Raw genomic sequence first — 23691 nt, 5'->3', positions numbered from 1 at the left:
ACCGCCTCCTGTGTCCAATTCGCACGACACTACTGATGTAGGCGGAATTAAGTAGTCCGCAAATAATCTCAGGATATGACTGAGGGAACACCCGACGCGCCGAGTCGGGTCGCTGGCGAGGGCGACACGCGACTGGCGCAGGCGGGAAAGCGAGTCCTCCACATCGGCCGTGACCGGCCAATACGCATCAGTGCGGGGCATCGACTGCTCCACCACGACGGCCGGTGCAGCCGCCCTCACGGACACAACTACGAGATATCCGTCCGTGTCGTGGGTGAACTCACCGAGGAGGGATGGGTCGTCGACAAGGGCGTCGTGACGGACGTCATCGACGAGTGGGACCACCGCTTCCTCGTCGAGTCTGGTGACCCACTCGTGGATGCGTTCGAGGCGTCCGGTGACGAAGATGGAATGGTCGTTCTCGACGCCCCGCCGACGGCCGAAGTCATGGCCGTCCTCCTCGAAGAGAAGTTGCGGGAACGACTCCCCGAGACCGTCTCTGAAGTCTCGGTCGAGGTACGCGAAACCGCCGAACTCTGTGCTGGGTACTGATGCCGGTCTCCGACTCGGTTTCCCGACCTGACACCGACGCCCCCGGCGAACGCCTTCCCATCAACGAACTGTTCGCGTCGCTGCAGGGCGAGGGAAAGCTCTCGGGCGTCCCGAGTACGTTCGTCCGAACCAGCGGGTGCAACCTCCGCTGTTGGTTCTGCGACTCGTACCACACCTCGTGGGAACCGACGCACGCGTGGATGAGCGTCGACGAAATTCTCGCCGAGGTTCGGGGTCTCGCCCCCGACCACGTGGTCGTCACTGGTGGCGAACCGCTCATCCACGACGAGGTGTCGGCGCTTCTCGACCGTCTCGCAGACGACTACCACACCACTGTGGAGACGAACGGAACGCTCGAAACCGACGCGCCGGTCGACCTCGCGAGCATCAGCCCCAAACTCGCGTCGTCGACGCCGACAGCCGAAAACGCGCCGGAAGGCTCCGAACCCGGCGTCTGGACCGAGCAACACGAGTCCCGCCGCATCGACCTCGAATCGCTCGCGTCGCTCGCCGACCACGCCGAGGAGGTACAGCTCAAATTCGTCGTCACGGGCCGAGACGACCTCCCCGAAATCGAGTCGCTCGTCGACGACATACGGGGAGTCACAGCCCGCGAGATTCCTGATACCGATGTCCTCCTCATGCCCGAGGGACAGACTCGTGAGGAACTCGCCCGCACCCGAACCGAGGTCGCCGACCTCGCGGCGGAGTTCGGCTACCGCTACACGCCGCGCCTCCACGTCGACCTCTGGAACGACGCCCCCGAAACGTAACCGAGGTACCGACCTGTAACCACCCAGCGTTCACCTTCAATCTCCACACATGACCGACGACACTCGCGAAGACGAGAAACGCGCCGTCGTGCTCCTCTCCGGCGGCATGGACAGTGCGACGACTGCCTACGAAGCAAAAGCGCGCGGCTACGAACTCTACGCCCTGCACACGTCTTACGGACAGAAGACCGCGTCCAAAGAGTACGAGTGTGCCCGCGCGCTCGCCGACGAACTCGACGTCAATGACTTCCTCCACATCGAGACGAGCCACCTGAAGCAAATCGGTGCGTCGTCGCTCACGGACGAGTCGATGGCTGTCGAAGACGTAGATATGGACGCCGACGAAATCCCGACGTCGTACGTCCCGTTCCGGAACGCCAACCTGCTGTCGATGGCCGTCTCCTACGCCGAGGCGAACGAGTGCGACGCCGTCTTCGTCGGCGCACACTCCGAAGACTACTCGGGCTACCCCGACTGTCGGCCCGAGTTCTTCGACGCCTTCGAAGCGATGGTCGACGTCGGGACCAAGCCGGACACCCACATCTCTCTCGACGTCCCGTTCGTCCACGACTCGAAGACCGATATCGCCCGCCGCGGTATCGAACTCGACGTGCCCTTCGAACACACGTGGTCGTGTTACCGCGCCGAGGAACCGGCCTGCGGCACCTGCGACTCGTGTGCCTTCCGCCTGCAGGCCTTCCAGAACCTCGGCGAGCGCGACCCGATTCCGTACGCCGAGCGCCCGGACTACGTCGACGCGGAGTAAGCACGCAGCTGATTACTGACGGCCCAAATCCTCAATTATCTCCGATACGTCATGTTATAGCATGGCACGAATCGTAGTCATCGGCGGTGGCCCCGCCGGTCTCTCAGCCGCCTTGTTCACCGCGAAGAACGGTCTCGACGTGGATGTCTTCGACACCGACGAGACGTGGTTGCACCACGCGTACCTGTTCAACTACCTCGGAATCGAAGAGAAAGACGGAGACGAGTTCCTCGAAACGGCCCGCGAGCAAGTCTCTGGCTTCGGCGCGACGCTCCACGAAGCCGAGGTCACTGCAGTCGAGCAGTCGGGAGACGGCTTCGTCGTCACCGCCGACAGCGACGACTACGAGGCGGACTACGTCGTCCTCGCGACAGGGTCGTCACGGGACCTCGCCGAAGAGTTGGGGTGTGCCTTCACCGACGACGATGTCGTAGACGTCGACGTGACGATGGAGACCAGCGTCGACGACGTGTACGCGACCGGCGCGATGGTCCGAACCGAAGAGTGGCAGGCCATCATCTCGGCGGGCGACGGTGCTGCGGCCGCTCTCAACGTCCTCTCGAAAGAGAAAGGCGAGCACTTCCACGACTTCGACACGCCCGAAGACGCCGAGTAGGGGAGTAGGGTGGACCGAGGATGCCGAGTAGGCTGAACTCTGTTTGGTCTTCAGTTTCAGCCCTCGACGAGAACGACGCCAGACAGGACCAGCGCCCCGCCGAGGACCGTCACAACCATCACCGGTTCGTCGAGCACGAGCGCGCCCAAAACCAGCGTCGCGGCCGGTTCGACGGTACTCACGATGCTGGCCCGACTCGCTCCGATACGTGACAGTCCAGCGAAGAACGTGAAGATAGGTACGGCCGTCCCGAGGACGGCGATGGCGAGAACGACGCCCCACGACCACGGCGTCGTCGGGACCGACAGCTGACCAGTTGCACTTCCGACGACGACGAACGAAACAGCGGCGGCCGGAAGGACGTGGGCGGTGAGCGTGCGGGAATCGACTGTCGCCAGTTGTCGACGACTCACGACGATGTACGTCGCGTAGATGAAAGCACCGAGGAGGACGACGAGCACGCCGCGTACGTCGACACCGGCAGGGTCGCCTCCGGTGATGAGACCGACGCCTGCGACTGCGAGGACGAGCGCGAAAACGGTTCGCCGCGTGATTGGCTCGTCGAGAAACGCCGCGGCGAGCACGACGACGATGACAGGATAGGTAAACAGGACGATGCCGGTGAGCCCAGCGGTCATGAACTCCAATCCGACGAAGTAGAGGGCGCTCACGGCCGCATACCCAAGACTGCCGAGCCCCAGGCCGACGACGAGAGACCGGCCGGATAAGGGCGACAACTCTCCGCGAGCGCCGAGCCACCCCCAGACGAGAACCGTCGCGAGAAGGAATCGAAACGAGAGAATCGTCGGAATCGAGAGCCCCGCCGCCGCCGCGAGTTTCCCGAAGATACCGAGCGTTCCGAAGCCGACGGCTGAGACGAGAACGAGCCCGGTACCCAGACGGTCACCCATGCACACCGAGTCGGGACCCCGAGCACGTAAAACGATTCGCAAGCGGTAAGCCGTTACCACACATCGCGCGGTGTGTGAACACACCGTCTCTCGGTGCGCCGACTGACGACACTCCCGTCTCCCCGCTTGCCGCACTCGGTATCGCGGTGCTCGCGATTAGCACGAGCGCGATTCTGGTTCGCTGGAGCAGCGCACCCAGCCTCATCAAAGCCTTCTACCGCGTCGCGTTCACTGTCGGACTCCTCGCGCCGGTGGCGCTCGTCCGCTACCGCGACGCGCTCTCGACGTTCTCCGGCCGGGACCTCGTCGCCGCAACCGGGGCTGGTGTCGCGCTCGCGGCACACTTCGCGTCGTGGTTCGAGAGTCTCAACCACACCACGGTCGCTGCGAGCGTCACCCTCGTGCAGTCCCAACCGCTCTTCGTCGCCGTGGGTGCGTGGGCGCTCCTCGACGAGCGCGTCGGTCGGCGGACGGCCGCCGGAATCGCCGTCGCACTCATCGGCATGGTTCTCATGTCCGTCTCCGACCTGGTGGCCCCGAGTAGCGCACCCCGACCACTCTTCGGTAACGCGCTCGCCGTCGTCGGTGCCGTGACTGCCGCCGCGTACGTCCTCACGGGTCGAAGCGTCCGAAGCCGGGTCTCGCTCGTCCCCTACGTGGTCGTCGTCTACAGCGTCTGTGCGGCCACACTCCTCGTCGTCGCAGTCGGAAACGGTGACCCACTGACAGGCTATCCACCCCGCGAGTGGGTCTTGTTCCTCGCGATGGCAGTCGGTCCGGGCATCTTCGGCCACACGGTCATCAACTGGGCGCTCGCACACCTCGAATCGAGCGTCGTCTCCGTTTCGCTCCTCGGGGAACCACTCGGCAGTACCATCCTCGCCCTGTTTCTCTTTGGTGAGATTCCGACGCTCCCGCTCGTCGTCGGCGGAGCTATCGTCCTCTTCGGAATTTACGTCACTGCGTCGTAATCTCACGCGGCCGATATGGTCAGTATCGCGTTCATGTGTGGTGTGTTGTCTTCCCGTGGTTTTGGGGTTCAACATCGGGATATATCATGGCTGATAATCGCAACACAACGCTCATTACTGAGACTCCACGCATGAGTGTATGGACGACGGGTCCGGTGTCGACGTTCGTGTTCTCCACGTCGACGACGAACCGAGCCTCACAGACCTCGTATCTGTCTACCTCGAACGCGAGGCGGGCGATGTCGACCTGTCGGTGACGACGTCGGCTTCTGGCGCAGACGCACTCGACCGCCTCCGCGAAGAGCAAGTGGATTGTGTCGTTTCGGACTACGACATGCCTGATATCGACGGATTAGAATTTCTCCGTGCAGTCCGCTCTGAACATCCGGACCTCCCTTTCATTCTGTTTACTGGCAAGGGCTCTGAAGAAGTCGCGCGAGATGCGTTCCGCGTCGGCGCGACCGACTACATGCAGAAAGACACTGGCACCGACCAGTACACGGTACTCGCAAATCGCGTTCTCAACGCCGTCTCTCAGTACCGTGCCAAAGAAGCCTCAGAACGCTACGGAGCCGCCATCGAGGCCCTCGATAGTGGGGTATACTCGCTCGACGACAGCGGGCACTTCACCGAAGTCGACAGCGTCTTTTGTGAGTTGACGGGCTACGAGCGCGACGATATTCTCGAACAGCACATTACTGACCTCGCGATGGAGGACGGCGGCGACCTTTCGGATGCCTTCGAGACGGTCACTTCCACTGAGGGTGCCGATACCGAACGGTTCGAGACTATCCTCGCGCCGGGTCCGTACGCCGACCACGACGAGATACTGTGTGAAGGCCACCTCGCGGCCCGGCAGGACGGCGACGAAGAACCCGGCGTCATCGGCACGCTGCAAGACGTCACAGAGCGCAGTCGCCACCGCGAACGACTCCACTACGAGACGCGACTGAAAGACGCCGTGTTGGACACGTCGACGTCGCTGATGAGCGCCGAAGCGGACGAAATCGGCACCAAAATCGAGTGGACGCTCCAGACGGTTGGCGAAGTCTCGGACCTCGCTCGCTGCTCTGTGTTCCTCTACGACGACGAGACGAACGTCGCCGTACAGATGCACGACTGGCAGGAAGATGGGTGTCAGGTAGCTCACCCGGAACGCGTCGCCCTCGACGACGCCGACTGGTTGGTCGAGCGACTCAACCGATTCGAGAACATTCGGTTACACAACACCTCGGACCTCCCGCCCGAGGCATCGAACACGAAAGAAATCCTCGAAACCGCAGATACTGGTGGGTTCGTCTCGGTTCCGATGGTCTCGAAGTGGACGCTCATCGGGTTCATCGTCTTCGACGTGACCGACGAGGGTCGGTCGTGGACCGATACCGAGGTCGACCTCCTCCGGTCTGTCGGCGACAACGTCGCACACACGCTCGCACGCCAGCGACGAGAGCACGAACTGCAACGACAGAACGAGCGACTCGAAGAGTTCGCCTCGGTCGTCTCACACGACCTTCGAAACCCGCTCAACGTCGCCAAGGGATTCGTCGAACTCGCCAGCGAGGAAAACGACGTGTCGCACCTCAGCAGGGCCCTCGACGGTCTCACTCGAATGGACACGCTTCTCAACGACGTTCTCACACTCGCCAGACAGGGTCGGAAAGTCGGCGACACGGAACCGGTCACAGTCGCACAGGTGGCAGAGCGCGCGTGGAAGGCCGTCGAGACGGGCGATGCAGTTCTCGTCGTCGAAGACGGGATTGGCTCGACACAGGCCGACCAGGGACGACTGCAGCAAGCGTTCGAGAACCTGTTCCGAAACGCAGTCGAACACGGCAGCGACGGAGACGCCGCAGAAACAGAGACGCTCGTCCGCGTCGGTCCAACTGAAACCGGATTCTACGTCGCGGACAACGGGTCGGGAATCCCGGAGCAGGACCGCGACACAGTGTTCGAACACGGGCATACGACCTCCGAGTCCGGGTCCGGGTTCGGTCTCTCTATCGTCGAGAGCATTGTCGAGGCCCACGGCTGGGAAATCGTCGCCACGGCTCCCGAACCGGACCTCGGCGGTGCTCGGTTCGAGTTCGACGTGGGCGGCGTCCGGCCGGAAGTCGAACCGCGGTTCTCACTGAGCGACGACTGACCGTCGTCTGCGTTTGAATTACGACTGACTGTCGTCTACGCTTCAAATCACTCCAGCAGCTGCTTCGTCCGCCGGTGTCGGTCGCGAAACATCGGTTCGAACCCGAGACCACCGAAGACGCCGGCGACACGTCCGAGTGGGCCGAACGGAAGTTGGTACTCGACGCGGTCTTCGACGAGTGTCTCGTCTCCGTCGGCGGTGAACCGATGCGTGTGGACCCACCGCGAGAACGGTCCACCGACCATGTCGTCGCGGAACCACGCGGTCGTCTCGCCTTCGTCGCGGTCGAGGATACGCGACGTCCAGCGCTGTCGGGGGCCGACGCCGAACGGTCGCATGGACATCTCGATTTCGGTCCCAGCGAGGAGTTCGTCGGGTGTCTCTTCCCCGTCTGGGCCGCGGACGCCCTCGATTTCGAGGTTCATCCACCCCGGCGTGAGCGCTTCGAGACCGGAGATATCGGAGTGAAATTCCCAGACGGCTTCGAGCGGCGCAGCCACGCGAGTTCGGCGCTGGTAGACCGGCATACCTGTCTATTGGCGTGAACGTGGATAAGCAGTGGTGGTGGACTAAGGACAAGCAGGCGGCTCTCGGAGACTCGGGACCGCCCACGCGACAACTCTGTGCACGGGACGCGCGGGCGACTGCAAGGGAACACCAGCCACGTTGGAATTCGGGCTCACTGAAGGTGGAGACAATGGCTGGCGTGTCACCGCGAACGTGTCGCGGTATAGACACCAACTGATGGATAACCCTTAATTTTTTATCATTTACTCTTGCTTTCCTCTCGCATACAACTCGACGGCGGTCGACGATTCGGTTGCTGGGCGCTCGCTGTACAGTCTCTGTTCGGTGTGAGTCGCTAGAAGAAAACGCGCCCGTCGCGGGTCCGTGCCCGCTTAGAGTGTGAACCGAGAGACGGACGTTCCGGCAGCCGTCAAGTCCTCGTCGCTGGCGGCGGCGACAGTCACTTGATTTTCGCCGTACTCGATGGCGACTTCGACTTCGAAGGTCTCCTTTTTCGGTTCGACGAGCGTCGTCTCGCCGGGCGTCTTCACCGCGACGATAGCGGCGTCGGTCTGCCCGGAGACGACGAGTTTGTCGCCTTTGAACCGCGTGCTCACGCGGAGGCTCGGCCCTGCCGGGCGGTCCTGCTCGACGTAGCGGTCCTGAACGAACTTCGGCATCTCGACAGGCTCGCCGACGTCGATACTGTGTGCGAGGCGGACGAACTGCGCCATCGACCACGCGAGCGGCGTCGCGCTGCCGGTCCCCTCGCCAAACTCCCAGTTGTAGGCGGTCGCGTGCTCGCGGTCCCAGACCTGCTCTGCGAGCATGCGCCCGGAGTTGGCGAAGGCGGCCATCGTCCGAAGCATGCTCTGTGGTTCGAGTTCGCCTTCCGTGGTTCCGGCGAGGAGTTCGTACTCGGCGCGCTCGCCCGTGAAGATGGGCCAGAGACGGCCCTTTCCTTTGGCGTCGATAGACCACGGTGCGCCCTCTTCGTTGCGTTCGAGTTCGCCGTAGCCGTCGCCGTTGTAGCGGTAGAACGCCGGTCCGTGCGGTGTATCGACGCGAATCGTCTCGTCGACTTCTGCCAGGGAGTTCCTGATGACCTCGTCGTCGGGCGACTTGATACCGAGACGCGTCAGTTCGAGGAAGCCGGCGTCGATGACTTCGCGCTCGTCGAGTGTCGGCCCGTTGTTGGCGAGAGTTCTGAGATGCCCCGCGTCGGGTTCGCCGTCGCGGGTGACGCGCACGTAGTAGGGCGTGTTGTCGTGGCGGTCGGTCCCCGTCTGTGTCGCGGTCCAGTCTTCGACGCGGTCGGTCCAGTCGTCGGCGAGTGCAAGCCAGACGAGTGCGTCGGCCCGCCGTCCTTCGTCGAGCGCGATGGCTCCGGCGGATGCGAGGCCGGCGATTTCGGCCGCGATGGACGACGGCGAGTAGCCCGCTTCTTCCTCCCAGCGTTCCTGTGCGGTCGGCGGCCCGTTTCGAGCCACGTAATCGGCGGAGCGCTTGACGTTCACGTAGTCGTAGTCGACGTCTTCGAAGCCGACACCGCGCTCTTTCAGCATGTAGGCCATCACCTGCGGGAACGAGATGTTGTCCATCTGCTCGCCGCCCCAGCGGGTGCGCCCGTTGAGGTAGGTGTTCTGCGGGATGAACCCACGATTGTCCTGCTGGTAGGTGTAGATGTACTCCAGCGCCTCGATGGCCGTCTCGATGTCGCCGACCGCTTCGAAGACGGTAAACACCTGATAGAGGTCCCGCGACCAGACGAAGTTGTAACCGTACCCCTTCGACTCCTCGGCAGGGACTGCTTCGCCCCACGGAACCGACGGCGAGGCGATGCCCGCTCCGAGGTACGTCTTGTCTTCGACCGCTCGAAGGCTCATGAGGCTCGTCTTGTACTGTTCGGTGAGTTCCGGGTCACCGCTCACGGACGCTGGAAGCTCTTTGTCGACGAGGAAATTCGCCCACGTGTCGGTGTAGGCCGACCTGACCGTCTCGTAGCCACGGGTCAGTGCACCCGCCGCTTCACCGAGCGCGGCCGCGGTGTCGGCGTGTTCGGCGAGGCCGAGCGCCAGCGTCTCCGAGAGGTCGTCACCGGTCCCGATGCGACCGACGAGGACGACGTTCTCGTCGTCGATGCGCTCCTGTGGCGCGGGCAGTTCACCCTTCGAGAAGAACTCTGCGAGGTACTTCGACCCGGCGACGCCGACCGTCGCCCAGTCGAACCGCCCGGCGGTCGTGAGCGCGATAGCGACGCTGTACTCCTGTCCGTTCTCGTCGATGAGGAGCGGTTCACCGGTGCTTCCGGCGTCGAACGCACCCGCGTCGCGGGCGACGAGATGGTAGCTTCCGAGTTGGCCGAGGCGGATACCGCGGTCCATCGCCCCGGTGTTAGCGAGCGCCGTGTCTGCAACCGTGTAGAGTTCGTATTTGCTGTCGTCGAGCGCTTCGAACTGCACGTCCGCGAGGAGCGCGTCGTGCTCGGGGTCGATAGCGTACTCGACGGTGAGTTCCCACTCGTGGCCACGGCCGTCGCCCGTCTCGGTGACGACGTGGCGGAAGACGAGCGCGTCTTCGTCGACGATTTCCGCCCGGCGTTCGACCGTGTCGGCGTGATCGTCCCGGCGCGTCTCGTTGTGCGTCCGAGCCGTGTAGTCGCTTTTCGGATCGGCGTCGACGACAAGGAAGTCGAGCGTTCGGAGGTTCATCAGGTCGACCCGCGGGAAGCGAACTTCGGTGAGTGCGCCTTCGGTCAACGTGAACCAAACGCGTGAGGGGTCGTCGGCCCGGTGGTCGGCGACGGTCGCGATACCGTATTTCTCACCGGTCGTCCACCGCGGCCGGTTCTCCGGGCCGGTCGGGGCCGGTTTCGGTGCCGGAAGCGCGTCGAGTTCCGAGAGAATCGCCGTCGTCTCCGTTCGGATGGCGTGCGGCCAGCCGAGCGGGGTCGCGCTGTCGAAACTCCCGTCGTCGAACACTTGTTCGGCGAGGTAGCCCGCGTCGGTCGACAGCGGCCCGTCGGGTTGCAGGAGTTCGTACAGGTTGGTCGCCCGCTCGACGAACCGGCGGCCGTCGAGACCGAGTCGCTCGCAGAGTCGTCCGAACTTCGCGGCGGCGTTCGCACCCCACGCAGTCGAGACCGACCACACCTTCTCGCCTTCCTGCCCGTCGGCGCGCCAGTAGTCGTCTTCGAACCGGACCAAGCCAGCAACCTCGCTGCGGGGATTCCGGTACAACCCCTTCAGCGTCGCGGCCATGTGTTTGACGAGGCGCGTCCCCGTCTCGTTGTCGACCTCTTCGACGTCGGCGTAGGCGTCCATGGCGTCGACGAGGGCGAACGTCGCGGAGTCGAGGCGGTCGTCGAGAGTGCCGTTCTGGTCGATTCGCAGCGCGTACACCTCTCTCTCTTCGGACCACAGCTCGTCGAGGCCCTCGTAGACAGTGGTCGCCTGCTTGCGGGCGTGGTCGCGCAGGTCCTCGTTGAGCGGCGCGGCCGCGACCGCCGAATACGCCTGCAAGAACGTCGCAGCAGTGTGGGTGAACCGACCAGCCATGTTCTCCCAGGCGTTCTGGCAGACCGTGGGCAGGCCGTCGTCTTCCAGACTGGAGTCGAGACCGTCGACACCCGCGGCAATCGTCGAGCGAATGCGCCCGACGAGTTCGTCGCCGAGTTCGTCGCGCCGTTCCGCGAGAAGCGTCGCGAGGTACGTCAGGACGCTCGCCGTCTGGTCTGCTTGATACTCTTCGTCGCCAGCGCCCTCGACGCGGCCGTGTGCCCATCCGGGCGCGAGCGACCCATCGACGGCCCAAGCGCGGTGTGGCCACGTGCCGTCGGCGAGTTGCGTCTCGCAGTAAAACTCCGCGCTCGTCGCGAGTCTGTCGCGAAGGTCGAGGTCGAGCGCTTCGTCGGCGTGCAGGAGGGCGCGCGAAACCTCCGAGTCGTCGCGGAACCACGTGTAGCCGTAGCCGCCGGAGTGGGCGTAGAAGGGGTCGAATTCCGGACCGGCGATACGGGCCCCACTCGGCGCGGTCAGAAGTGACAGCGCCCGGAGGTCAGAGCGTACGATACGCTCGCGCGGCGTGTCTTCGGGGACGTACACCTCGGCCTGTTCACGAGCGGCGGCGCGGAGTGAATCCGCCGTCGCGTGCTGGACCGAACAATGCTGGAGGTCTGCGAGGGCGTCTTCGCGCTCCATCTCGGAGTGGTCCGACAGTTGTGTGACGAGGGTCGTTCTGGCGGCGCGACCCTCCTGTTCGAGCGGGGCGCTGACGACGACGTCGCCAGAGAGGTGCGTGTCCTCGTAGCGTTCGAGGACGGCCTCTCGCGGGAAGTCGAACGTGCCCTCGGAGAGGATTTCGTCGAATCGCTCGGGAATCTGGCCGCGAACGTCGTCGAGGCCGGTCGAGGCGGTGACGTAGTCGTGTTCCTCTCTGTGGAACACTTCGACGGCCTGCGTCCCGTTGGGGCCGCCTTCTTCGTGGATGAGGCGGCCGACACGAGTCTCTCGCCCTTCGGGGGCGAACGTGAGGAAGGCTGTGAGGTGGGCGTCTGTGGGGATTGCGCCGCGCAGCTCTACGTGTGTCACGTGAGCGCGACCGAGCGTCAGGTCGTACTGGTGGACGGTGTACTCGCCGGCGTCGTACTCCGTCTCGACGAGCGTAGTCTCTCGGTAGTAGTGCTGGCGGACGGGTTCGAGCTCGTCGAACCAGTGGGTCTCGCCGTTCGTCTCGATGCCGAACCGAGACCGGTCGATTCCGTAGAGGCCCGACAGCGAAGACGAGTAGTCCCGCAGAGACCCGTCGGGGCCGACGTAGACGAGTCGGTCTCCGTGGCCCGAGAACGCGCCTGCCGAGGTAGGACACTCTTCGGGGAAGCGCCCACCTCGGCCGCGCTTGTATTCATTCAACGCGGTCCGGAGTCGCATAGGAGGTAGACGATGGCCTCGAACCATAAGTATTGGCCGTCAACCAACCCAGTTTACCTCTATTTGCCGAGAGATTCGGCAGACGGCGTCGTACCGAATAGAGCGCGTCTCGCGTCCAATCAAGTATTCTCACGGGAGTAAATTCAAAGTCACACGGCACGTTCACTACGTGTATGCATCACCCAGGACCGCCGCAGTTCATGGCTGTCGGTGAGTCGGTCCAACTCGCTCCGCGTGACCCCGACCCCGACGCGACGTACACGTGGCGTGTACACAGTGCCCCCGTTGCTAGCAGTCTCGAACTCCCCGAAGAAACTGCCGTCGTCCAGTTCGACCCCGACGCAGCGGGGAGCTACGTCCTCGAACTCGACGCCCCCGATGGAACGCACACGCTCACTATTCGCGTCTTCCCCGGAACGTACCTTCCGGCGGGCTCGGTCCGCAGCGGCGCGAGCGGCCAGAGTGGGTTCAGCGGATTCAGCGGGCAGAGCGGCTCTGCCCGGCCGACTGGCGTGAGTGGCGGCGCGTCTGGCTCTGGAAGCGGTGCTGGCGAGGCACAGCGCGGTGAAGGCGGTCGCCCGCGCATCCGCCTCGACGCCAGCGTCGAAGACGACGTGGTCGTCGTCCGCGCCGACCCGGAGCCCAACCCCAACAGCGACACCGACCGCGACGACCTCGTGGTCGAGTTCGTCGTCGACGACCGCGACGACGTCGACGAGTCCGCAGTCGAGACCGACGGGTGGGAACTCCGCGTCCCGCTTTCGGCCATCGGCGACAGAATCGGCGTCTACGCCGTCGCACTCGACGAGACCTACAGCGTCCCTGATTCGGTCGTCGTCAAGCGTGACGCCCTCCCGGATGGTGGTGCCGAAGCAGACGCACTGCCAGATGGTGATGCCGAAGACGTTGCCACCGACGGTGGCGTCGCTGAGGCCGAAGCCGAGCAGACGCCACAGAGCGATGGCGCTGGCGGACACGCGACGTCCGTCGCCCGCCCGAACGACCCTCCTGAATGGGCGCAGAACGTCACGCTCTACGAGATTTACGTCCGCGGGTACGCATCTGACGACGAGGTGTCTGCCACCACGTTCGAGGCGCTCGAACAGCGACTCGACTACCTCGAATCGCTCGGTGTCGATTGCCTGTGGCTGACTCCCGTCCTCCAGAACGACCACGCGCCCCACGGGTACAACATCGTGGACTTCTACTCTATCGCCGACGACCTCGGGTCCCGCGAGGACTACGAACAGTTCGTCGAGGCCGCCCACGACCACGGGATGAAGGTCCTCTTCGACCTCGTTCTCAACCACTCCGCCCGCGAGCATCCCTTCTTCAAAGACGCCTACAAGAACCCGGACTCGGACTACTACGACTGGTACGAGTGGCAGGACAACGGCGAACCGGGCACGTACTTCGACTGGGAGTACATCGCCAACTTCGACCATCGCAACCTCGACGTGCGGCGCTATCTCCTTGACGCGGTGGACATGTGGGCCGACGTGGTCGATGGGTTCCGCTGTGACATGGCCTGGGCCGTCCCCGACACCTTCTGGCAGGAGGTACACGACCGCGTCAAGTCCAAAGACCCCGAATTTCTGCTCCTCGACGAGACCATCCCGTACATCGCCGACTTCCACGACGGGATGTTCGACATGCACTTCGACACGACGCTGTACTTCACGCTCCGGCAGGTCGGCCGCGGCGACGCACCCGCCGAGCGAATTCTCGACGCCATCGAGCAGCGCGCCGAAGTCGGCTTCCCGGACCACGCGGCGTTCATGCTCTACATCGAGAACCACGACGAGACGCGCTACATCGTCGAGTGCGGCGAGTCTGCGGCGATGGCCGCCGCGGGTGCGCTCTTTACCCTTCCCGGCGTGCCGATGGTCTACGGCGGCCAAGAAATCGGCCAGCGCGGCCGCCGTGACGCTCTCGCGTGGAAGCACGCCCGCGACGACATCCGCGAACACTACGAGCGACTCATCGAAGTCCGCGACGAGACGCCTGCACTCGGGTACGAAGGGACGTTCCGCCGTATCGACTTCGAGGCCGATACCGACCACGCCCTCGCGTTCGTCCGCGACCACGACGACGGGTCGTACCTCTGTCTGCTGAACTTCGGCGACGACCCCGCGACTGTCGACGTCGGCGACCTCGCGGTCGATGCGACCGACGTCGTCTCCGGCGACCCCGTCGCCGCCGAGGGCGGACTCCACGTCGACGACGTGGCAATCTGCCCACTCGCGTAAGCAGCGCCCGCAACCCGCTTCGAAGCCCGCTTTCATCCGACCACCTGATACACGATGCGCACAGAATACGGCACCCCGACCCAACTGCAGGACCGAACAGACGACCTCGTCTCGTGGCACGAGTCGGTCGTCGCGAACCACAACGACTCCTTCGCGGCCGCGAAAGAACTCTCGACGCGACTGGGCGCGCACGTGGTCGACCGACGAGACTCTGACGACCGACCTGACGGTGACTCCTCACACGTCGAATTCGGCTTCTGGACGCCCGAACTCGTCGACGAAGGCGTCCCTGAATCGGCGGTCGAACTGGAGATTCTCACCCCGCCTGCCGACCTCGACCCCGGCGACACCGACCACCGCGAGGTCACCTTCCAGCGCGACCGCGTCCCGATGCGCCGAGTCGGTGAGTACCACTGGGCGGCCGTCGCAGACGTTCGAGCAGGCACGCGCGAGACGCTCGGGTCGCTGTACCAACTCGTCTACGAGGACGACGACGGCGAGGAACACACGATTCAGGACCCCGTCTCGTACTCGGTTCCCTTCGGCGCGTTCGCTCCCGCGGAGGTCTACGACCTCGACCGACTCGACGAGACGCGCGCGGACCGCGAGTACTTCGAAGCGCTCGGCACCGACGACGAACCCGTCTCGACGAGCGAAGACGACGACCTGCCGCGCATCGACCCCGCGACGAGCATGCTGGAGATTCACCCCGGAACCGCGACCGAGCGCGGGTCGCTCGCCGGACTCGCCGAGGTGTACGAGGGAATCGCGGAGAAACAGCGCGCCGGCGACGACCTCGAACCGTGGGAGCGCGCTTTCGCGGGCTACGACGGCATTCAGGTGATGCCCGTCGAACCGCTGACCGAAAACGAGGAGGAACACGATTTCTGGTCCGTCGCAGACGACCCCGAGGAAGTCGACGCCGGGGACGACGCCAGTGACGCGCTCACCGTCGAAGTCGCCCGCCCCGAGATGATAAACTGGGGCTACGACATCGTCGTCAGCGCCTTCTCCGCACCGAACCCGGCCATCCTCGAAAGCGGTCGCCCGGACGAACTCGTCGACTTTATCGCCGCCTGCCACGACCTGCCGCGTCCAATCAAGGTCGTCTTCGACGTGGCACTCGGCCACGCCGACAATCGCGGCGCGGAACTCCTCTCTGACCGCTACATCCTCGGGCCGGGGATGTACGGCAAGCACCTCGACTACACCGAACCGACCGCTCGCGCCGTCTTCCTCGAAATGCAGCGCCGAAAGATGAACTTCGGTGCCGACGGTATCCGCGTCGACGGCGCACAGGACTTCACTTCCTACGACCCTGAGACGGGCGAGATGTACCACGACGACGACTTCCTCGCCGAGATGGACCGCGTGACACAGGAAGTCGCCGGAACCGAGTACCGTCCGTGGATGATTTACGAGGACGGCCGCCCGTGGCCGCGCGAGGACTGGGAACTCGCCTCTTCGTACCGCGCGCTCATCGAACAGCACCCTCACTCGTTCCAGTGGTCGCCCATCACGTTCGCGCACAACACGCCCGCACTGCTCACCTTCTGGGCGACGAAGTGGTGGCGCGTCCGCGAGGTCGGCGAGTTCGGTGGCAACTGGCTTACTGGCATCGCCAACCACGACACCGTCAGACGGGGGACGCAAATCGACCCGACCGTCGAATTCAATCAGTCGCCGGTCAACCCCTATCTCGGTGAGGGATACCCCGAAACGCTCGACGAGGCCTACGACAACGCCGCGTCGTCGATGCTCTTCCACTGTTTCCTGCCGGGCGTCCCGATGGACTTCGTCCACGCCAACATGCGTGTCCCGTGGGGATTCGTCCGCGACACCGACCCGACGTGGAACGTCAAGGTCGTCTCCGACGAGTCGAAGTTCCTGTACTGGCAGGTGCGCGACGAGGACTTCGAAGACGACCGCTTCTTCTGCCGCGTGAAAGACCTCGGCTTCGACTCGCGCGAGGAACTGCTGACGTTCATGAACGCCCTCTCGTCGGCGGTCAGCGCGACCGACTACGACCTCGACGTGATGGCGGAGATGCTCTCGGCGATGGACCAACCGCTCGGTGACGACCTCTCGGCGGCCGACCTCGAAGCCTACGGCTACGCGTGGATGCGCGACGTTCACGACTTCGCCAACCTGAGCCACTGGCACGACGCGCAGGACGAGGACCGAAGCACGTTCCGCATTCAGACGCGCGAGTTCCGTCACGACCGCCCGTGGCTCTTGTCTGACCTCGACGAGGACGACGACTACTTTACCTACCGCCACCCGACCGACGGGACGGTTCTCTACTACGGATTCCGAACTGCTCCGGACGGAAGTGAGCAACTGCTCTTCGCCGCCAACATGGAGGGCGTCCCGGTCCGGGTGTCGCCCGAGTACCTCGCAGAAGACGCCTCCGAGGACGCGAACGCGCCTGCGATTCCGACCGATGGATGGGAACCCGCCCTCGTCGCGCCCGGCGTCGAAGTGTCGGTGTCGGGTGCCGGTTCGCTCGCGGTCGAACTCGATACCGGCGAGGCAATCGTCTGGCGGCGCGAACCGTAACGGATTCCGCACCGTCAGATTTCAAATCTCGTTAAAACTACTGCTTCAGGGCCTCTATTCTGTTATTTAACTAATAACTTACCGGGGAGCGGGATACCTGAAAACTGGTGTTAGAATGACAACACGAAGAGACGTACTGAGATATGGTGGAATTGCACTTGGGGCGACGGCGCTCTCGGGGGCCGCACACCCGGTACTCGCAGCGAGCCCGAACGCTCGGTTCTCGCTCGACTTCAGTGACGCTGCCGACGTCGCAGACAACACGCCAACGAGTGCTGGATGGGTGTTAGACAGGTATAATCCCAGCCACTCGTCTGGCTATCCTCCGGTATCGTTCGCCAGAGCGATGTTCGATGGTGACTACCGCCTGTGTATCGACATCAGTGAGACGGGGCCAACGAGCGGGTTCTACGCGTATCAGGGGAAGAAGTACCAGGACGCCGACGGAAGCTACTGGAACTCGGGGACCGGCTCGCGATTCAGCTACCGCTTCTACATCGACCCATCGTGGGAAGGCGATGGTGTGGAACAACAGACCGGGGTGTGGTCCGTCCTCGGTAATGCGAACGGCAACATCAGCGCCTACCCGATTCTGGAGTACCAAGACAGCGACGCGAACGACGACGGCGAAGCGGGATTCCGGACGTTCGTCTACGTCTCCGACGAAGACGGCAACTTCGTCGAGGCGAAGTGGGTGTACCTCGGTCTCCCGAAGAAGCTCAAAATCGACCCGGAGGAAGGTGGCTGGGTCGAGGTCGAAGCCCAACTCCACAAGACGAGCGCGGGTGCGGCGCTCAAGTGGCGCGTCAACAACAAACTCGTCGTAGACGAACGTGGCTACAACGTCTTCTCGCCGAGTACGCAGTTCCTCGAATTCATCTTCAACAGCGCGAACTTCGGGACCGACCAGACGTACTACTACGACGATGTCGTGCTCACCGAACCCGGTGCGGCACGGAACCGGTAGGCTGCAGCGAGAGCTGTCGCGCTCTCTGCTTTTTTCGAAAAAGAGCCGGATTAGGGAAGCAACACGCCATCGATGACGTGAACGACGCCATTCGACGCCATGATGTCGGTGGCGACGATATCGGCTTGGCCTTCGTTCAGTTCGGTCCCATCGACGGCAATCGTCTCGCCGTTCAGCGTCGGCAGTTCCTCGACCGGAACGACGGACTGTGCCTTCCGCCGACCTGGAATCACGTGGTACGTCAGAATCTCGCCGAGTGACGCGCCGACCGCCGCCTCGAAGTCGATGTCGCCGACGTTGTCCTTCGTCACGCCCAACGCGGCGAATGCATCGTCAGTCGGTGCAAACACGGTCAACTGGCGGTTCCCGCTGAGGGCGTCTACGAGACCGGCCTCGACGACCGCGGCGACTAGCGTTTCGAATCCCGGCGTGTTCACGGCGATGTCGACTATCGTCTCTCCGTCACGGGGCGGCTTGGCGCTTGCCGCACCGACGCCACCAGCTGCGAGGAACAGCCCTGCACCGCCAATCGTCTTCAGCACCTGCCGCCGCTTGGGATTGTATGTCATATCCAGATACAAGTACAACCGACTCGGCATTGAGAGAGATGCCCTACTAGTTAGGTCCTCCCAGGAATTGCTGAAATAAAGTTAGGAAATACTGAAATTCAGGAGTTCGACACAGTCTATCCGGGTGGCGAGTCGTCACTCACCCGGCGACTGTCGCGTTCGTCTCCACCGACACACCTGCCACGTAGTCTCCGTCGGGGCCGACCCACTGTCCATCCGACCCGCAGTCGAGGCTCAACCGACAGACGCGGGTCTCCGGCGGCCAGATGACGCGAACGTCGCCGTCCGCTCGCTCGACCGAGACTGTCTGCCGATAGGTCACTGTCTCCCCGAAGTCGCCGACGTAGGTCACGGCGAGGTCGACGTCGCTCGCGCCCTCGGGAATCGGCACGCGCCGTACGCCTCCGGCGTGCGGATAGTTCGTCACTCGGACGCCTTCGGCCGTCATCTCCCAGTCGATGGTGTGGTTCTCGGCCATTGGCACGTCGTAGCGGGCGTATTCGCCGTCCGCCTCGACCCTCACGGAGACAGTTCGTGTCTCTTCCGGCGTGCCGAGAACCGTCGTCGCCGTGACGCGCTCGCCTGACAGCACCCGGAGGCGGGTGAGTTCGGGCGTCACAGGGTCTTCGGCACCCGTCCACGACCCCTGGTACGCGAACCGATAGGGCGTCCGGTTCGTCGCGTCGAGCACGGTGAAATCCTGTTCGGGGCCGTCGTCGATGGCGTAGACGACTCGTCCGTCGAATCCGGGGTCGTTTCGGAGCGTCTGGAACGGGTGGGCAGACCAGTCGCCGTACGGGTCGGGATGGAAGACGAGCGCCTTTTTTGTCCCCGCTGCTTCCCCGCTGAAACTCGGGTCTGTCGGCGTCAGTGGCGGCGACTCGAAGCCGGCTTCGAGCAGCGGTTCGTAGGTCGATTCGAGGTTCTCGGTCCGGAGTCGGTTCTCGTCGTACGGCTCTTCGACCGCACCGAGCGTCACACCCCCGGCGACGAGCGCGAACACGAGTGCGACGGCGAAGACGACGCCCCGTGCCTCTGACGGCGAGAAGCGTTCGTGCGCCCGGTGTCGAACGAATCGGAGGCTTCCGACGAGTCCAGCCGCGGCGAAGACGACGAGCGGGACGAGCGCGTCGAAGTGGTAGAACGGTCCGAGAAGGTCGATGAGGCCGTTTCGAAGCCCGTTGTGTGTCCCCCAGAAGAAGACGTTACCGACGAACACCGACCCGAAGACACCGAGGACGATAGCCGCGAGCGCGTCGTCCGAGAGTTCGACGAAGGCCCGGTCGCGGCCACCTAACCCGTGTGCTTGGCGTCGCTCGCTTCCGTGGAGGTTCGTACCGGTTTTGTGTCCCCACCAGCGGAGCACCGCGAAGCCGAGACCGACGACCGCAGCGGCGGTTCCGAGCCATCCCATCGGCCCCCACTGGGTGACGAGCATCTCCAGCACCTCGACACCCGTCTCGACCCCAAGTTCGGGCGTGTACACGAGGTCGTATCCGAGAATCTCGCGGTAGCCGAACCCAACCCCGTCGAGTGGCGCGAACGCCATGTACGGAAATTCCAGTGGGTCACCGGTCACGACAGCGTTGTACGCCAGCGTGAGCCCCACGAACGCGAGACCTGGGAGCCCGATAGCGAGGTAGCGGCGGAAGACGGCCCAGCCGGTGCCGGCGCGCCACGCAGTTCCGAGCGCCCACAGTGAATGGGCGATAAACGGAAGCGCGAACAGGACGGCGGTGTACGGGCGAGCGAAGAACGCGAGGCCGACGAGACTTCCCGCGACGACTGCATAGCCCGAGGAGTCGCGACGGGCCGCGCGAACGTAACAGACTGCGAATGCTAGATTCAGCATCGTCGTCGGCGCGTACGCCAGAAACGTCGCGGAGTTGATGAGGAACAGCGGCGAGAAGCCAAGCAATCCGGCGGCGACGATGCCCGTCTGCCGGTCGAACACGTCTGCGCCGAGCACGTACACGAAGGCCGCGTTGGCGGCGGCGACGACGCCCAACACGAGGTTCGGAAGGCCGACCGCCAGGCCGAGGGCGAACATCGTCGGGACGACCGGCGAGTACTTCGAGAACATCTGGACGCCACCGGGTGCACTCGGTGTCTCTTCGACGACGAAGAACCACGGTCTGACGGCCTCCGCCAGCTCACCGGGATACAAAAACAGCTTTCCTTCGAGCAGCATCGCCGCCTGTATCAGGTAGACGCCTTCGTCGTCGTTGACGGTGTGATACGGAAAGAGGTCGACTGCGAGCCACGTCACGAGCAGACCGACGGCGAGAGAGACGACGGCGGCGACGAGCCACAGCTGGGTCTGTTCGGCTTCGATGTCGAAATCGACCGATACGTCGCCGACGATATCGGAGAGCCGTGGTCCGGTTCGACCCATTCTAGTCGGAGTAGAGGCCGGATTCGGGACGCTGTTCGCTCGGGAACCACGCGAGTTCGTGACCGGCGTCGAGGCTCACCTCGACTCGGCCGTCGGTCGGGACGGTCTCGTCGTGGTTGTGCATGCAAAGCAGGTTGTCGCCGCCGTCGAGTTCGACCTCGTAGAGGATGGTCGGCCCGAGGTAGCGCTTGCCGACGACTTCGCCGTGTCCCGACCCGTTACACGCGTGAGCGGACACGTCGTCCGGGCGGACGAGAATATCGATGTCCGTCTCGTCGTATTCGGCCGCTAGCCCGTGAATCTGGTCTCGTGGAACTGTTCCGAGTTCCGTTTTCACCACGTCTCCCGAGACGTGGCCCGGAAGGAAGCCGGCGTAGCCGAGGAAGCTGGCGACGAACCGCGATTCGGGGTGCTGGAACACCTGCTCCGGTTCGCCGATTTGTTCGAGTTTGCCGTCGTTCATGACCGCGACGCGGTCCGAGATAGACATGGCTTCTTCCTGGTCGTGTGTGACCGAGACGGCCGTCACACCCGCTTCTTTGAGGATGCGGCGAACCTCCTCGCGCATCTGGACTCGGAGGTCCACGTCGAGGTTGGAGAACGGCTCGTCGAGGAGGAGAATCGCCGGTTCCGGAGCGAGCGACCGCGCGAGCGCGACGCGCTGTTGCTGCCCGCCGGAGAGTTCGTCTGGGTAGCTCTCCCCTTGTGTCTCCAGTCCGACGAGGTCCAGTAACTCGTCGACACGCGCCTCACGTTCGGATTTAGAGAGGTGCTTCAGGCCGAACGCGATGTTCTCGGCGGCAGTGAGGTGGGGAAACAACGCGAACTCCTGGAAGACGACGCCAACGCCGCGTTCTTCGGGGGCGACGAAGGAACCGTTCCCAGAGACTGGACTACCGTTCAGACGGACCTCGCCGCGGTCTGGTCGGTCGAGACCGGCGATGAGCCGAAGCGTCGTCGTCTTCCCACACCCGGAGGGACCGAGCAGCGTGAGAATCTCCCCGTTTTGAACCGACAGAGAGAGGTCGTCGATGACCGACTCGGTCCCGTAGGACTTCGAGATGCCGTCGAGTTCGAGGACGATGTCTGTTCGAGCGTTCACGTCTGTTGGTGTGTCGGTCGGGCTGTCTGTATCGGAGCGAGACTCCTGTGCGGTCGAATCGTCGGACGTGCCGAGTGTGCTATTTGACATCGTATCCCTCTTGGGTAATAATGACGAGCATCGACAGCCCGGAGACGAAAAGTAAGATGAGCGCGGGGACTGCGGCCTGTCCGAAGTACCCCGACTCGTGGGCTGTCCAGATGTGCGTCACGAGCGTTTTGAACCCTGCGGGACGCAAGAGCAGCGTCGCCGGGAGTTCCTTCATCGTGGTCAAGAAGACCAGCGCCGCGCCGCCGAGAAGGCCGGGCGCGACGAGCGGGAGCGTCACGTGACGGAACGCACCCGTGGGCGTCTCACCCAGCGTCCGTGCCGCTTCCGGGAGCGCCGGGTCGACTCTCAGGAACGACGCGCGGAGTGACCCGACAGCTTGCGGAATAAAGCGGATGACGTAGGCGAAGACGAGTAGATAGAGCGTCTGGTAGATGGGTGTCGCGTAGGAACTGCCGAAGAAGACGAGTGCGAGACCGAGGACGACGCCGGGAACCGCGTAGCCGACGTACGTCGCGCGCTCGAACAGCGTGCTCACCCGAGAGGAGTGCCGTGCCGCGAGATATGCCACTGGGAGAGCGGCGAGTGTTCCGACGATAGCCGTCGCACCGGAGACGAGCACGGAGTTGAACGCGTATTCGGGCTGGAACGCGAGCGAGCGACTCGTCGCGGCGACGCCTTGTGCGAACCACGTGAGCAGGATGCCCAGCGGAACGACGAGGGCGACGAGACCGACGAGCGCCGCGAACCCGACCGCCGGATACTTCCAGCGACCGAGTTCCATCACGCTACCCGAGCGCCCGCCGGTCGTGGTGCGCTCGTCGCCTCGAATCATCGATTCGAGGGTGAGAATGAGGAGCGTCACGCCGACGAGTTGCAGTGAGAGGAGTGTCGCCGTGTCGCGGCCGAACGCCCCGAACTCGACGTAGATGACGCGAGTGAAAGCGTCGAATCGCATGATTGCGGGCGTCCCGAAGTCAGAGAGCGTGTAGAGTGCGGCGAGAAGCGCCCCGGCGGCGACAGCCGGGCGAATCTGCGGTATCGTCACCCGCTTGAACGCCTCCCAGCGGGTGTGATTTAGGGTCCGTGCGGCGTCGATAAGCGTGGTGTCCATCGACTTCAGCGCGGCCCGTGCGGTGATGAACACGTATGGGTACGTGTAGAGTGTCAACACCAGCACCGCTCCCGGGAGGCCGTAGATTTCGGGCAACGACTCGACACCGAGGGGCGCGAGAAGGCGCTGGAACACGCCGCGCGGACCGAACGCCGACACGAACGCGAACGCGCCGATGTAACTCGGGATGACGAGCGGTAGCGAGACGACGACGGTCCAAAAGCGTCTGAACGGGAGGTCGGTTCTGACTGTGAGATACGCGAGCGGGACGCCGAGGCCGACACACGCGGCCGTCACGAGAACGACGAGAACGGTGCTGTTGATGAACACTTGCACCGTCGTCGGGCGCGTGACGAGTGCGAGCGCTTCGGCGAAGCCCACGTCGAGGGCGGTTTTGACGAGCCACAACAGCGGGACGATGACGGCGGCAGCGACAGCACCGCTGGCGATAGTCAGTCCGAGCGGTTGCTCGTCGTCGCCCCCGCCAGTCGTTGTCTGCTGTTCGGTCGCCATGAGTGATT

The 23691-nt window shown here is 64.0% G+C and carries 16 protein-coding genes; 9 read left to right on the top strand and 7 right to left on the bottom strand.

Going from position 1 to position 23691, the window contains the following annotated elements; translation table 11 throughout:
* The first annotated feature begins 75 nt into the window (after positions 1-75).
* The 4 genes from KU306_RS13820 to KU306_RS13805 all read left to right on the top strand — a co-directional run bounded on the left by KU306_RS13820 (position 76) and on the right by KU306_RS13805 (position 2707).
* Positions 76-552, top strand: a complete 477-nt coding sequence (locus KU306_RS13820) for a 6-pyruvoyl trahydropterin synthase family protein (protein ID WP_007540638.1) — start codon at positions 76-78, stop codon at positions 550-552.
* On the top strand, positions 552-1325 hold the full coding sequence (locus KU306_RS13815) for a 7-carboxy-7-deazaguanine synthase QueE (protein WP_258302287.1): 774 nt from the start codon (positions 552-554) through the stop codon (positions 1323-1325). Before KU306_RS13820 ends, KU306_RS13815 begins: the two co-directional genes overlap by 1 nt.
* 49 nt (positions 1326-1374) lie before the next feature.
* The gene (gene queC, locus KU306_RS13810) at positions 1375-2091 is read left to right on the top strand and encodes a 7-cyano-7-deazaguanine synthase QueC (RefSeq protein WP_258302286.1); all 717 of its coding nucleotides are present in this window, start codon (positions 1375-1377) and stop codon (positions 2089-2091) included.
* A 61-nt stretch (positions 2092-2152) separates the two neighbouring features.
* Entirely contained in the window at positions 2153-2707 is a 555-nt protein-coding gene (locus tag KU306_RS13805) for an FAD-dependent oxidoreductase (RefSeq protein ID WP_007540632.1), read from the top strand.
* A gap of 56 nt (positions 2708-2763) precedes the next feature.
* On the opposite strand, the gene KU306_RS13800 is transcribed toward KU306_RS13805, so the two are convergent.
* Positions 2764-3618: a DMT family transporter gene (locus KU306_RS13800; protein WP_258302285.1), complete on the bottom strand. Its 855-nt coding sequence runs from the start codon at positions 3616-3618 to the stop codon at positions 2764-2766.
* 74 nt (positions 3619-3692) lie between these two features.
* On the opposite strand from KU306_RS13800, the gene KU306_RS13795 reads away from it, so the two are divergent.
* Together KU306_RS13795 and KU306_RS13790 are read left to right on the top strand one after the other, a co-directional pair.
* The gene (locus KU306_RS13795; RefSeq protein WP_007540628.1) at positions 3693-4589 is read left to right on the top strand and encodes a DMT family transporter; all 897 of its coding nucleotides are present in this window, start codon (positions 3693-3695) and stop codon (positions 4587-4589) included.
* Positions 4590-4728: 139 nt separating this feature from the next.
* A complete protein-coding gene (locus KU306_RS13790) occupies positions 4729-6732 on the top strand; it encodes a response regulator (protein ID WP_258302284.1) in 2004 nt (667 codons plus the stop codon).
* 47 nt (positions 6733-6779) lie between these two features.
* Here KU306_RS13790 and KU306_RS13785 read toward each other — a convergent pair whose 3' ends face one another.
* Entirely contained in the window at positions 6780-7259 is a 480-nt protein-coding gene (locus tag KU306_RS13785; RefSeq protein WP_007540624.1) for an SRPBCC family protein, read from the bottom strand.
* 372 nt (positions 7260-7631) lie between these two features.
* Positions 7632-12167 (bottom strand): DUF7997 domain-containing protein, encoded by a 4536-nt coding sequence (locus KU306_RS13780; protein WP_258302283.1) that lies wholly within the window; start codon positions 12165-12167, stop codon positions 7632-7634.
* 200 nt (positions 12168-12367) lie between these two features.
* On the opposite strand from KU306_RS13780, the gene malA reads away from it, so the two are divergent.
* The 3 genes from malA (at position 12368) to KU306_RS13765 (ending at position 17942) form a co-directional block, all read left to right on the top strand.
* Complete coding sequence (gene malA / locus KU306_RS13775) at positions 12368-14416, top strand: alpha-amylase MalA (protein ID WP_258303402.1); 2049 nt, start codon at positions 12368-12370, stop codon at positions 14414-14416.
* Between the two features lie 54 nt (positions 14417-14470).
* Complete coding sequence (gene gghA, locus KU306_RS13770) at positions 14471-16975, top strand: glucosylglycerol hydrolase (RefSeq protein ID WP_258302282.1); 2505 nt, start codon at positions 14471-14473, stop codon at positions 16973-16975.
* A 115-nt stretch (positions 16976-17090) separates the two neighbouring features.
* Positions 17091-17942 carry a hypothetical protein gene (locus KU306_RS13765; protein ID WP_258302281.1) on the top strand — a complete coding sequence of 284 codons (852 nt, stop codon included), beginning with the start codon at positions 17091-17093 and terminating at the stop codon, positions 17940-17942.
* Between the two features lie 50 nt (positions 17943-17992).
* On the opposite strand, the gene KU306_RS13760 is transcribed toward KU306_RS13765, so the two are convergent.
* From KU306_RS13760 to KU306_RS13745, 4 genes are all read right to left on the bottom strand, one after another.
* Complete coding sequence (locus KU306_RS13760; RefSeq protein ID WP_258302280.1) at positions 17993-18511, bottom strand: fasciclin domain-containing protein; 519 nt, start codon at positions 18509-18511, stop codon at positions 17993-17995.
* A gap of 139 nt (positions 18512-18650) precedes the next feature.
* A complete protein-coding gene (locus KU306_RS13755; RefSeq protein WP_258302279.1) occupies positions 18651-20906 on the bottom strand; it encodes a glycosyltransferase family 39 protein in 2256 nt (751 codons plus the stop codon).
* Position 20907: 1 nt separating this feature from the next.
* A complete protein-coding gene (locus KU306_RS13750; protein ID WP_007540600.1) occupies positions 20908-22098 on the bottom strand; it encodes an ABC transporter ATP-binding protein in 1191 nt (396 codons plus the stop codon).
* The gene (locus KU306_RS13745) at positions 22088-23683 is read right to left on the bottom strand and encodes an ABC transporter permease (RefSeq protein WP_007540597.1); all 1596 of its coding nucleotides are present in this window, start codon (positions 23681-23683) and stop codon (positions 22088-22090) included. Before KU306_RS13745 ends, KU306_RS13750 begins: the two co-directional genes overlap by 11 nt.
* Positions 23684-23691: the final 8 nt, after the last annotated feature.

Origin of the sequence: Haloferax larsenii, from assembly GCF_024730625.1 — an archaeon.
Classification (GTDB): Archaea; Halobacteriota; Halobacteria; order Halobacteriales; family Haloferacaceae; genus Haloferax; species Haloferax larsenii.
Note: the sequence above shows the minus strand (reverse complement) of the source record. Positions and strands in the feature narration are given on the sequence as shown.

Excerpts from the sequence above, each read along its gene's own strand:
- KU306_RS13820 (WP_007540638.1), top strand. The coding sequence starts at position 76 with ATGACTGAGGGAACACCCGACGCGCCGAGTCGGGTCGCTGGCGAGGGC.
- KU306_RS13815 (WP_258302287.1), top strand. The coding sequence starts at position 552 with ATGCCGGTCTCCGACTCGGTTTCCCGACCTGACACCGACGCCCCCGGC.
- queC (WP_258302286.1), top strand. The coding sequence starts at position 1,375 with ATGACCGACGACACTCGCGAAGACGAGAAACGCGCCGTCGTGCTCCTC.
- KU306_RS13805 (WP_007540632.1), top strand. The coding sequence starts at position 2,153 with ATGGCACGAATCGTAGTCATCGGCGGTGGCCCCGCCGGTCTCTCAGCC.
- KU306_RS13800 (WP_258302285.1), bottom strand. The coding sequence starts at position 3,618 with ATGGGTGACCGTCTGGGTACCGGGCTCGTTCTCGTCTCAGCCGTCGGC.
- KU306_RS13790 (WP_258302284.1), top strand. The coding sequence starts at position 4,729 with ATGGACGACGGGTCCGGTGTCGACGTTCGTGTTCTCCACGTCGACGAC.
- KU306_RS13785 (WP_007540624.1), bottom strand. The coding sequence starts at position 7,259 with ATGCCGGTCTACCAGCGCCGAACTCGCGTGGCTGCGCCGCTCGAAGCC.
- KU306_RS13780 (WP_258302283.1), bottom strand. The coding sequence starts at position 12,167 with ATGCGACTCCGGACCGCGTTGAATGAATACAAGCGCGGCCGAGGTGGG.
- malA (WP_258303402.1), top strand. The coding sequence starts at position 12,368 with ATGGCTGTCGGTGAGTCGGTCCAACTCGCTCCGCGTGACCCCGACCCC.
- gghA (WP_258302282.1), top strand. The coding sequence starts at position 14,471 with ATGCGCACAGAATACGGCACCCCGACCCAACTGCAGGACCGAACAGAC.
- KU306_RS13765 (WP_258302281.1), top strand. The coding sequence starts at position 17,091 with ATGACAACACGAAGAGACGTACTGAGATATGGTGGAATTGCACTTGGG.
- KU306_RS13760 (WP_258302280.1), bottom strand. The coding sequence starts at position 18,511 with ATGACATACAATCCCAAGCGGCGGCAGGTGCTGAAGACGATTGGCGGT.
- KU306_RS13755 (WP_258302279.1), bottom strand. The coding sequence starts at position 20,906 with ATGGGTCGAACCGGACCACGGCTCTCCGATATCGTCGGCGACGTATCG.
- KU306_RS13750 (WP_007540600.1), bottom strand. The coding sequence starts at position 22,098 with ATGTCAAATAGCACACTCGGCACGTCCGACGATTCGACCGCACAGGAG.
- KU306_RS13745 (WP_007540597.1), bottom strand. The coding sequence starts at position 23,683 with ATGGCGACCGAACAGCAGACAACGACTGGCGGGGGCGACGACGAGCAA.